13 protein-coding genes and 1 pseudogene are annotated in these 9567 nt (G+C 73.4%); 11 read left to right on the top strand and 3 right to left on the bottom strand.

Features of this window, described 5'->3' with window-relative positions:
- Positions 1–157: 157 nt before the first annotated feature.
- On the bottom strand, positions 158–478 hold the full coding sequence (locus tag VGL20_15750; GenBank protein HEY2705135.1) for a hypothetical protein: 321 nt from the start codon (positions 476–478) through the stop codon (positions 158–160).
- A 268-nt stretch (positions 479–746) separates the two neighbouring features.
- On the opposite strand from VGL20_15750, the gene VGL20_15745 reads away from it, so the two are divergent.
- The gene (locus tag VGL20_15745; protein HEY2705134.1) at positions 747–1241 is read left to right on the top strand and encodes a GNAT family N-acetyltransferase; all 495 of its coding nucleotides are present in this window, start codon (positions 747–749) and stop codon (positions 1239–1241) included.
- 11 nt (positions 1242–1252) lie between these two features.
- The gene (lepB, locus tag VGL20_15740) at positions 1253–1792 is read left to right on the top strand and encodes a signal peptidase I (GenBank protein ID HEY2705133.1); all 540 of its coding nucleotides are present in this window, start codon (positions 1253–1255) and stop codon (positions 1790–1792) included.
- Positions 1793–1819: 27 nt separating this feature from the next.
- Here the strand turns inward: lepB and VGL20_15735 are convergent.
- Both VGL20_15735 and VGL20_15730 read right to left on the bottom strand, forming a co-directional pair.
- Positions 1820–2146 (bottom strand): annotated as a pseudogene (locus tag VGL20_15735) (SDR family NAD(P)-dependent oxidoreductase).
- Positions 2146–2475: a nuclear transport factor 2 family protein gene (locus VGL20_15730; protein HEY2705132.1), complete on the bottom strand. Its 330-nt coding sequence runs from the start codon at positions 2473–2475 to the stop codon at positions 2146–2148. Before VGL20_15730 ends, VGL20_15735 begins: the two are co-directional and overlap by 1 nt.
- Before the next feature lie 59 nt (positions 2476–2534).
- Here VGL20_15730 and VGL20_15725 point away from each other — a divergent pair, with 59 nt between their 5' ends.
- From VGL20_15725 to xseB, 9 genes are all read left to right on the top strand, one after another.
- Positions 2535–2912 carry a helix-turn-helix domain-containing protein gene (locus VGL20_15725; GenBank protein ID HEY2705131.1) on the top strand — a complete coding sequence of 126 codons (378 nt, stop codon included), beginning with the start codon at positions 2535–2537 and terminating at the stop codon, positions 2910–2912.
- A gap of 108 nt (positions 2913–3020) precedes the next feature.
- A complete protein-coding gene (gene aroC, locus VGL20_15720; GenBank protein HEY2705130.1) occupies positions 3021–4277 on the top strand; it encodes a chorismate synthase in 1257 nt (418 codons plus the stop codon).
- 3 nt (positions 4278–4280) lie between these two features.
- Positions 4281–5918, top strand: coding sequence for a 3-dehydroquinate synthase (aroB, locus tag VGL20_15715; GenBank protein ID HEY2705129.1), 1638 nt, complete (start codon positions 4281–4283; stop codon positions 5916–5918).
- A complete protein-coding gene (aroQ, locus tag VGL20_15710) occupies positions 5915–6376 on the top strand; it encodes a type II 3-dehydroquinate dehydratase (GenBank protein HEY2705128.1) in 462 nt (153 codons plus the stop codon). Before aroB ends, aroQ begins: the two co-directional genes overlap by 4 nt.
- A complete protein-coding gene (efp, locus tag VGL20_15705; GenBank protein ID HEY2705127.1) occupies positions 6373–6933 on the top strand; it encodes an elongation factor P in 561 nt (186 codons plus the stop codon). The genes aroQ and efp overlap by 4 nt, the downstream gene beginning before the upstream one ends.
- Positions 6930–7322 (top strand): Asp23/Gls24 family envelope stress response protein, encoded by a 393-nt coding sequence (locus VGL20_15700; GenBank protein HEY2705126.1) that lies wholly within the window; start codon positions 6930–6932, stop codon positions 7320–7322. The genes efp and VGL20_15700 overlap by 4 nt, the downstream gene beginning before the upstream one ends.
- Positions 7319–7738 carry a transcription antitermination factor NusB gene (gene nusB / locus VGL20_15695; GenBank protein HEY2705125.1) on the top strand — a complete coding sequence of 140 codons (420 nt, stop codon included), beginning with the start codon at positions 7319–7321 and terminating at the stop codon, positions 7736–7738. The genes VGL20_15700 and nusB overlap by 4 nt, the downstream gene beginning before the upstream one ends.
- A complete protein-coding gene (xseA, locus tag VGL20_15690; GenBank protein ID HEY2705124.1) occupies positions 7735–9174 on the top strand; it encodes an exodeoxyribonuclease VII large subunit in 1440 nt (479 codons plus the stop codon). The genes nusB and xseA overlap by 4 nt, the downstream gene beginning before the upstream one ends.
- 1 nt (position 9175) lies before the next feature.
- Positions 9176–9565: an exodeoxyribonuclease VII small subunit gene (xseB, locus tag VGL20_15685; protein ID HEY2705123.1), complete on the top strand. Its 390-nt coding sequence runs from the start codon at positions 9176–9178 to the stop codon at positions 9563–9565.
- The last annotated feature ends 2 nt before the right edge of the window (positions 9566–9567 follow it).

Raw genomic sequence — 9567 nt, 5'->3', positions numbered from 1 at the left:
CACGGGGGCGCCGGCGCCCCCGCCGGGGTACGGCCCCCCGGGCGCCTCCGGGTACGGCCCGCCTCCCGGCTACGGATCGCCGCCGCGGCGCGACGGCCTCTAGCCGGTCGGGTGGGGAGGAGCCTGCTGGTCCTCCCCACCCGGGTGGCCGATGTGCTCAGGCGTGGGGTGTGGGTGCCGGCGACACCGGGGCGGGGGTGGGCTTCGGGGTCGGCTTCGGGGTGGTCTTGGGCTTGGGCTTCGGCTTGGCGCTGCCCTTCACGTTGCCCTTGTTGGTGGCGCCGTTCTTGTGGGTCACCGTGCCCTTCTTCCCCTTGGTCCCGGCGGCGTGGTTGGTGGCGCTGAGGTGGTGCGGCGCCGGCTGGACCACCTTGTGCTGCGGCGCCGCGGCCGCGTGCCCGAGCAGCGCTGTCCCGGCGGTGCCGGCGATGAGCGAGGCGGTGGCCGCGCCCGCGGTCAGCAGTACCTTGAGGTGCATGACGATCCCTTCCGTGATTGGCCTGTCCCCCCTCTCACGATGAGTAACGCACTGTATCCGAACATGGGTACGGATGTCACGGATTCGGGGGTGTTCTGGCCATTCTGGGTACGTGGACCGGTTTCTGCCGTCCGTGTGAGATACCCGGAGGGTGACGACGCGGCGGGGGAGATGCCCGGAGTTTGCCCGGATGGGCCTCGAGCTCGAGGAGGTCGCCAGGGCGGTCGGTGACGAATCCGGCCTTCAGCGCTCCTGCTAGATTGGCGTCATGATCAGCATCCGCCCCTGTCGTGATGACGAGCGCAGGGCAATTCTTGCGATCGTCAACGCTGCCGCCGAGGCCTATCGCGGCGTGATTCCGGCCGATCTTTGGCACGAGCCCTACATGCCGTCGCGAGAGCTCGACGGCGAGATCGCCGCCGGGGTCGACTTCTGGGGCTGTGAGGCGGACGGTGCGCTGGTCGGCATGATGGGCATCCAGCCGGTGCGCGACGTCGATCTGATCCGCCACGCCTATGTCCTACCTGGCAGACAGCGGCATGGCGTCGGCGGCGCCCTCCTCGAGCATCTCCGTCGCATGAGCACGCGACGCATGCTGGTCGGCACCTGGGCCGCCGCCGAGTGGGCGGTCCGCTTCTACCGCCGCCACGGCTTCGAGCTGGTCTCACCCGAGCGCAAGACCGCGCTCCTCACGACCTACTGGACCATCCCACACCGCCAGCTCGAGAACTCACTGGTCCTGGCCAATCCGCCATTCGGCTGAGCGGGATCGAGATGGCCACCAGAGCTCGCGCCAAACCCGTCAGTACTGCAGCCTTCGGGCTGGCCATCCTTCTGGCCGCATGCGGCGCGACGCCTGGGGCCGGATCGTCCTCGGTGAGCTCCCCTCCCTCCGCCGCCCTGTCGACCATCGCAGCGTCGAGTCGAGCCCAGTCCTACGGGTCCGAGGCTCACATCGACGGCGAAGACATGGTTCCGACCCTGGCCATGGGCGACATCGTCGCCGTCGATTTTCAGGCATACGCCTCGACGCCACCGAAGCGCGGCGACATCGTCGTCCTCACCTCTCCTGACCAGCCGAGCAGTGACTTCATCATCTGCGCCGCCAGCGGTCGCGCGACCACCGAACCGCAGCCACTGGTGATCCCCGATGGCCAGTATTTCGTCATGGGTGACAACCGCAACCGCTCGCGCGATTCGCGCTTCATCGGGCTCATCCGCTTGGCCAGCATCAAGGGAAAGGTGCTGTCACACATCAGTCCCGGGCCAACCACGGACATATACAGCAAGCGTCCCAACCTCGGTGGTGGGTAGGGGACCAGTCGATGAAGATCGGCGGGTCACGTCGAGGGCGCGCTGCCACTCACCGTCGTCGAGAACCGCGAAGCCGCCCGCGGGAGCCGAGGAGCCGCCGACGACGTGGACGATGATGTCCACCCCGCCGAGGCGCTCCCGAACCGCGTCCGCCACAGTGGCGCAGCCATCGGCGGTGGTGACGTCGGCCGCGATGAAGCCACCCTCCGAGGCCCCTTTTCCCGGCCGCGTCCGGGCCGTGGTCAGGACCGTCGCCCGGGCGTCGCGTAGCCGCGTCACCACCGCGGCACCAATCCCCCTGGTGCCACCGGTGACGAGCGCGCGCCGGCCGTCGAGCTCGAAGCACTCGCGCATCACCTGACCTCCAGGGCGCCGATGCGCCCGTCCCGGGAGAAGCCGAACCGGTAGGTCAGGTTCGCCGGGCTGCCGTCGAACGTGCCCGACACCCGGACCACGACGACCGTGCGGCCGTCCTCCACGTGGCTCTCGAGTGGTTCGGCGGTGATGTGATAGCGACGGCTCGTGTCCTCCGTCCACGCACGGACCGCGTCGGTGCCGATGATGTCCCGGCCCTCGTCGTGCACGGCCACGTCGGATGCGAAACAGGCGACCATCGCGTCGATGTCGTGCGCGTTCTGCGCGTGGAAGTAGCGGGTGAGGAGGTCGGGCAGGGTGGGTGTCACGTCGCGGCTCTCTGTGTCTGCTGGCCGTGTCGAGATCATCCTGCTGCTATACTGACCTCATGGCAAGTACTGACCGAAAAGTGAGGTACTCACCCACAGGTAACCTCCAGGACGTCACCCCGGAGATGGCGGCGACCGGCGTCGACGGCGCCTTCCGGATTCTCGAGGGGCGCTGGAAGACGGTGATCATCTTCCACCTCTTCGCGCGCGGCACGATGCGCTTCTCGGAGCTCGAGAGGGCCATCCCGCCGGTGTCGCAGAAGGTGCTGATCCAACAGCTCCGTGACCTCGAGCGGGACGGGGTCGTCCGCCGCACCGTCTATCCCCAGGTGCCGCCGAAGGTCGAGTACGACCTGACCGAGTGGGGAAAGGCGATGTGCCCGGTGCTCGACGCACTCCTCGAGTGGGCGTCGCAGCGCCCGGAACGTGGTGTCTGAACGGTCTCTTCCCGGAACCGGCGGGCCGGCCCCCGACACCCACGCCGCCGAGATCAGCCCGGCCCCACCCCCGCGGCGACGGTGCCGCCCCGCCGCACAATAGCGGGCATGCTCCGCTTCCTCACGGCCGGCGAGTCCCACGGGCCCCAGCTCACCGTCATCATCGACGGCCTGGTCGCCGGGCTGCCGCTCGACGGGCCCAGGGACATCGACCGCGACCTCCGCCGCCGGCAGGGGGGATACGGGCGGGGGGGCCGCCAGAAGATCGAGCGGGACAGCGCCGACATCGTCGGCGGGGTCCGCGGCGGCCGCACCCTGGGGTCGCCGGTGACCCTGGTGGTGCGCAACCGCGACTGGGACAACTGGCGGCGGCCGATGCAGATCGAGGGCGCCGGCTTCACCCCGAAGCGGGTCACCCGGGTCCGGCCGGGCCACGCCGACCTCGCCGGCGCCCTCAAGTACGGCTTCGACGATGTGCGCAACGTGCTCGAGCGCGCCAGCGCCCGGGAGACCGCCGCCCGGGTTGCCGCCGGGGCGGTGGCCAAGACCCTGCTCCGCCGCCTGGGCATCCAGGTCCGCTCCTACGTTCGCAGCATCGGCCCGGTGGAGATGCCCGCACCGGGGGTCGAGGGCGCGTTCGACGCCGGCGCCATCGACTGGACCGCTGTCGAGGGCTCGCCGGTGCGCTGCCCCGACCCGGCCACGTCCGCGGAGATGGTGGCCGCGATCGACGCCGCCCGCGCCGACGGCGACACCCTGGGCGGGGTGGTCGCGGTGGTGGCCTCGAACGTTCCTGCCGGGCTTGGCAGCTACAGCCAGTGGGACCGGAAGCTCGACGGCCTGATCGCGCAGGCGATGTGCAGCATCCAGTCGGTCAAGGCGGTCGAGCTCGGCGCCGGCTTCGCGGGCGCGGGCCTGCCCGGGTCGGCGGTGCACGACGCCCCCCGCTTCGTGGAGGGCCAGGGCTTCCGCCACCGCACCAACCGCCAGGGCGGCCTCACCGGCGGGGTGACCGACGGCGAGGACGTCTGGGCGCAGGTGTACTTCAAGCCCATCTCCACCCTGCTCAAGCCGCTCCGCAGCGTCGACCTCCTCTCCCACCAGGAGATCAACGCCCACTACGAGCGCAGCGACATCTGCGTGGTGCCCGCGGGCGGCGTCGTCGCCGAGGCGATGATGGCCTGGGTGCTCGCCTCGGCGGTGGTGGACAAGTTCGGCGGCGACTCCTTCGACGAGCTGCGCCGGGCGGTGACCGCGCACCGGCGGCGGATGCGCGCAGGCGGCTCGCCGGCGGCCCGGCCCGCGGCCGCGACCGCCGCCACCGCGCCGGCGGCGGCAGCAGCGGCCGCCGCCGCCGAGGGCTGAGCAATGGCGGCGGACGGGGCCCACGGCGTGGGCCGGGTGGCGCTGGTGGGGCTGCCGGGCAGCGGCAAGTCCTCGGTGGCGCGGGCACTGGCCCGGCGCCTGGGGTGGCGGCTGGCCGACACCGACAGCCTGGTCGAGCGGACCGCCGGCCGCACCATCTCCGAGGTCTTCGCCGAGGAGGGCGAGGACGGGTTCCGGGCCCGCGAGCTCGCGGCGCTGCGCACCGCCCTCGCCGAGGAGGGCCCGGTGGTGATCGCCTGCGGCGGCGGCATGCTCACCCGCCCGGCGGCGCGCGAGCTGCTCCGGCGGTCGACGCTGATGGTCTGGCTCGACGCCGGCGACGCCGAGCTGCTCCGCCGCGTCGGCACCGCCGGCGACCGGCCCCTGCTCCGCGACGACCCCGCCGGCCGGCTGGCCGAGCTCCGCCGCGACCGCGGCCAGCTCTACGCCGCCGCCCCGCTGCGCGTCGACAGCGCCGACGGTGACGTCGAGGACGTGTGCGACCGGGTCGCCGATGCGGTATCCGGCAGCCGGCTGGTGGAGCCGCCGGCCGGCGCCGAACCCGAGGACGTGTCGGTCAGCCTGGGGGAGCGCAGCTACCGCATCGCCGTCGGCGCCGGGGCGGTCGACGGCCTCCCCGCCCACCTGCCGGAGGGCGCCACCCGGGTCGCGGTCGTGGCCGACCGGGAGGTCCTCGGCCTCGCCCGCCGGGCGGTCGCCGCCTGCCAGGCGAGCGGGCGCGAGACCGCGCTGATCACCCTGCGCGGCGGCGAGCAGGTGAAGACCTGGAGCCGCGCGGGATGGCTCGTGGAGCGGCTGGCGCGGCTGCGGCTGGGCCGCGGCGACTGCCTCGTGGTGGTCGGCGGCGGCACCGTCGGCGACCTCGCCGGCTTCGCCGCCGCCGCCTACTCGCGGGGGATCGCCTACGTGGCGGTGCCCACCACCCTGCTCGCCATGGTCGACAGCGGCATCGGCGGCAAGACCGGGGTCAACCTCAGCACCGGCAAGAACCTCGCCGGCGCCTTCTGGCAGCCGAGCGCGGTGCTCTGCGACCTCGACGCCCTCGCCACCCTCCCGGACCGTGCCTACCGGGCGGCGTTCTCCGAGATCATCAAGTACCCGATGGCCGTGGACGGCAGCCTGGCCGGGGACGTCGACGGCCGCCTCGACGCCCTCCTCGCCCGCGACCTCGACGCCCTCGCCGAGGTGGTGCGCCACTGCTGCCGTGCCAAGGCCGAGGTGGTGAGCGCCGACGAGCGCGAGTCGGGGCGGCGTGCGGTGCTGAACTACGGGCACACCGTCGGGCACGCTCTCGAGGCGGTGACCGGCTACGAGACCATGCTCCACGGCGAGGCGGTGGCGGCGGGGATGCGGATCGCCGGGCGGCTCAGCCTGAGCCTGCTCGGGCTCCCCGGCAGCGACCTCGACTGGCAGGACGGGCTGCTGGAGCGCTCCGGCCTCGGCGCCCTGCCCGCCGGGCTCGACGTCGACGCCGTGGTGGCCGCCACCCGCGGCGACAAGAAGGCACGCGGCGGCGCCGTCCGCTGGGTGCTGGTGGAGCGGCGCGGGCTGGCCACCCCCGGCCACCTCGTCCCCGAGGAGGCGGTGCGCGAGACCCTCCGCGCCGCGCTCGCCGGATGACCCGGATCCTGGTGCTCAACGGGCCCAACCTGGGCAGCCTCGGCCGCCGCGACCCCCACCTCTACGGGTCGTCGACGCTCCCCGAGATCGAGGGCCGCCTGCGGCACCGCGCCGCCGAGCTCGGCGTCGAGCTGCGCTGCGAGCAGAGCAACCACGAGGGGGTGCTGATCGACCTGCTCGAGGAGGAGCGCGATGCGTCCCAGGGCTGCATCATCAACCCGGGCGGGCTCAGCCATGTCAGCATCGCCCTCGCCGACGCGCTGCGGACCTTCGCCCGCCCGGTGATCGAGGTCCATCTCTCCAACATCCATGCACGCGAGCCCTACCGTCACACCTCGCTGACCGCCGAGGCGGCGCGGGGGGTGATCGCCGGCCTCGGGGCCGACGGCTACCGGCTCGCCCTGGAGGCGCTGACCCGCCTGCTGGCACCGTCCGAGAATGAGGAGTCGACGACATGATGGAAGCGGGGGACCTGCGTCCCGGGAACACCGTGGAGAAGTCCGGCGAGCTGCTGCAAGTCCTGGAGTTCCACCACGTCAAGATGGGCCGGGGCAGCGCGATCGTCCGCGCCAAGTTCAAGAACGTGAACACCGGTGCGGTCACCGAGGAGACCTTCCGCCCCGAGGAGAAGTTCGCACGGGCGCGCATCGAGCGCACCGACGCGCAGTACCTCTACAAGGACGGCGACAGCTACGTCGTCATGGACAGCACCACCTACGACCAGTTCCCGGTCAGCGAGGAGCAGCTCGGCGATGCCACCAAGTGGCTGAAGGAGAACGACCCCCTCTTCCTGCTCCAGTACGACGGGAGGATCCTGGGGGTCGAGCTGCCGATCGCGGTGGAGCTGGAGGTGACCTACACCGAGCCCGGGTTCAAGGGGGATACGGCCACCGGTGGCAGCAAGCCGGCGACCCTGGAGACGGGCGCGGTGGTCGACGTCCCCCTCTTCGTCACCCAGGGCGAGCGCATCCGCGTCGACACCCGCAACGGCAAATACATGGAGCGGGTGACATGAGCCTGGAGGGCGACCGTCTCGAGCTGGTGCACGGCACCGGTGGACGCGAGCGGCTGGGCACGGTGCGGGTCGCCAACGAGGTGGTCGCCCGGATCAGCGCGCTCGCCGCGCTCGAGGTCGACGGCGTCCACGCCATGTACCAGACCGGCGGCGGCAGCCAGCAGCTCGACCGCATCCTCCGCCGGCCCGCCGCACACCGCGGGGTGCGGGTGGAGCTGCTCGACGACGACCGGCTCCGTCTCGACCTCTTCGTGGTGATGGAGGCGGGCACCCACCTGCCGGTGATGGGCGCCACCGTGCAGCGGCGGGTCGCCGACGCCATCGACCGCATGCTCGGCCTGGCGATCGCGGAGGTCAACGTCTTCGTCAGCGAGGTGGTCTTCTCGTGAGTCGAGGCACCGGCCGGCGCCACCGGGGCCGGCGGCTGGCGCTCAGGGTGCTGTTCGAGCTGGAGGGCACCACCCGGGACGCCGCCGAGGCGCTGCGCTACCAGGCCCAGGACGAGGCCGCCCCGGCCGACGTCGTCACCTTCGCCGAGGAGCTCGTCTACGGCACCCTGCGCAACCTCGAGGGGATCGACGACGCGATCAGCGCGGCCAGCGCGAACTGGCGCCTCGAGGACATCGGGAAGGTGGAGCGGGCGGTGCTGCGCCTCGGCGCGTTCGAGCTGCTCTTCGAGCGCGGCGTGCCCAGCGCGGTGGCCATCGACGAGTGCATCGAGCTCAGCCGCACCTACGCCGGCGACGAGGCCGCGCCCTTCGTCAACGGCGTGCTCGGCCGCATCGCGGGCGGAGAGGGGGAGTGAGCTCCGGCGCCCCGGCGGCGCTGACCGTCTCGCAGCTCACCGCCGTGGTCCGCGGCGCGGTGGCCGCCGAGGCGCGGCTCGAGGACGTGCTCGTCGAGGGCGAGGTCAGCAACCTGCGGATACCGCCCTCCGGCCACCTCTACTTCACCCTGCGCGACTCGCAGTCGAGCGTGCGCTGCGTCTGCTGGCGGAGCAGCGTGCTGCGGATTCCCTTCCACCCCGAGAACGGCCTCACCGTGGTCGCCCACGGGCGCGTCGACGTCTACGAGTCCGAGGGCGCCTACCAGCTCTACGTCGATCGCCTCGACCCCGCCGGGGTCGGCGCCCTCGCCCTCGCCGTCGAGCAGACCGCCCGCCGGCTGCGTGCCGCCGGGCTCTTCGACGAGGCCCTGAAGCGGCCGCTGCCCCCGCTGCCGCGGAGGGTGGCGGTGGTCACCTCGCCGACCGGGGCGGCGGTCCGCGACGTGCTCACCGTGCTCCGCCGGCGGGCGCCCCAGGTGGGCGTGCTGGTCGTGCCCACCCCGGTGCAGGGGGAGGGGGCGGACATCGCCATCGCCGTCGCCATCGAGCAGGCGGGCCGCGCCCGCGGCGTCGACGTCGTGCTCCTGGTGCGCGGCGGAGGCTCCTACGAGGATCTCTTCTCCTTCCAGAGCGAGCCGGTGGTGCGGGCGATCCGCGCCTGCCCGCGGCCGGTGGTGACCGGGGTCGGCCACGAGACCGACACCACCCTCGCCGACCACGCCGCCGACCGGCGCGCCCCGACCCCGTCGGCGGCCGCCGAGCTCGCCGTCCCCGCCACCGCCGCGCTGGCCGAGGAGCTCGACGCCCGGCGGCTGCGGCTGCGCCGCGGGCTGCGCCAGGAGATGGCCGCCAAGCGCGCCGCCCTCGACCGCGCCCTGGAGCGGCTGGAGCGGGTGTCGCCCTCGGAGCGCCTGCCCCAGCTTCGCCAGGCGCTCGACGGCCGGGGCATGCGGCTGCGCTCCGCCCTGCTCCGCGAGCTGGCGGCGAAGCGGCGCCGGCTCGACGCGGTGACCTCCCGGCTCGAGCTGATCGCCCCGCGGCGGCGCATTCCCGCCGAGCGGGAGGCGCTGTGGCGCCGGCGGGAGCGGCTGGAGGCGGCGCTGCGGACCGACCTGGCGGCGCGCCGCTCCCGGGTCGGGATGGGCCGGGCGCGGCTGGAGGCGCTCTCGCCGCGGCGGGTGCTGGAGCGCGGATACTCGCTCACTCTCGACGCCCGCACCGGCGCGGTGGTCGACGACGCCTCGCGGCTCGGGCCCGGGGCGGAGATCGACACCCTGCTGCGCCGGGGCCGGGTGCGCAGCCGGGTGGAGCGGGTGGGGGAGGAGCAGGCGTCGACAGCGGAGGGCGAACGGATGTACGATGGCGCCGCCTCCGGCGACCCCGCCGGCGGCCCGACACCGGATGGACGTGATTGACATGAGCGACGACATCGCCGCCATGCGCTACGAGCAGGCGCTCGCCGAGCTCGACACCCTGATCGGGAGGCTCGAGGGCGGCACCGTCGACCTCGACGAGGCGATCGCCTGCTACGAGCGCGGTTCGCAGCTGGCGCAGCGCTGCGCCGAGCTGCTCGACCTCACCGAGCAGCGGGTGATGCAGCTGGTGGTGGGCTCGGGTCCCACCGCCCAGGAGCGTCCCTTCGTGGCCGAGCAGGCCCAGCCGGCGCCGGGGCCGGCCCCGGTCCCCGCGCAGCGGGCCCGCACCGTCCCCGGTCCGCGGCCCGGCGGGCTGCTCCCCGGCCTGGTGCCGCCGTCGCAGCCGGCCCGGGGCGAGCCCGAGTTCGACCTCGACGACATCCCCTTCTAGCT

It is taken from the genome of Candidatus Dormiibacterota bacterium, from assembly GCA_036495095.1.
Lineage (GTDB): Bacteria > Chloroflexota > Dormibacteria > Aeolococcales > Aeolococcaceae > CF-96.
The sequence above is the reverse complement of the archived record's forward strand: the minus strand, read 5'-3'. Positions and strand labels throughout refer to the sequence as shown.

Excerpts from the sequence above, each read along its gene's own strand:
- VGL20_15725 (HEY2705131.1), top strand. The coding sequence starts at position 2,535 with ATGGCAAGTACTGACCGAAAAGTGAGGTACTCACCCACAGGTAACCTC.
- aroC (HEY2705130.1), top strand. The coding sequence starts at position 3,021 with ATGCTCCGCTTCCTCACGGCCGGCGAGTCCCACGGGCCCCAGCTCACC.
- VGL20_15745 (HEY2705134.1), top strand. The coding sequence starts at position 747 with ATGATCAGCATCCGCCCCTGTCGTGATGACGAGCGCAGGGCAATTCTT.
- aroB (HEY2705129.1), top strand. The coding sequence starts at position 4,281 with ATGGCGGCGGACGGGGCCCACGGCGTGGGCCGGGTGGCGCTGGTGGGG.
- VGL20_15750 (HEY2705135.1), bottom strand. The coding sequence starts at position 478 with ATGCACCTCAAGGTACTGCTGACCGCGGGCGCGGCCACCGCCTCGCTC.
- VGL20_15700 (HEY2705126.1), top strand. The coding sequence starts at position 6,930 with ATGAGCCTGGAGGGCGACCGTCTCGAGCTGGTGCACGGCACCGGTGGA.
- lepB (HEY2705133.1), top strand. The coding sequence starts at position 1,253 with ATGGCCACCAGAGCTCGCGCCAAACCCGTCAGTACTGCAGCCTTCGGG.
- xseB (HEY2705123.1), top strand. The coding sequence starts at position 9,176 with ATGAGCGACGACATCGCCGCCATGCGCTACGAGCAGGCGCTCGCCGAG.
- aroQ (HEY2705128.1), top strand. The coding sequence starts at position 5,915 with ATGACCCGGATCCTGGTGCTCAACGGGCCCAACCTGGGCAGCCTCGGC.
- efp (HEY2705127.1), top strand. The coding sequence starts at position 6,373 with ATGATGGAAGCGGGGGACCTGCGTCCCGGGAACACCGTGGAGAAGTCC.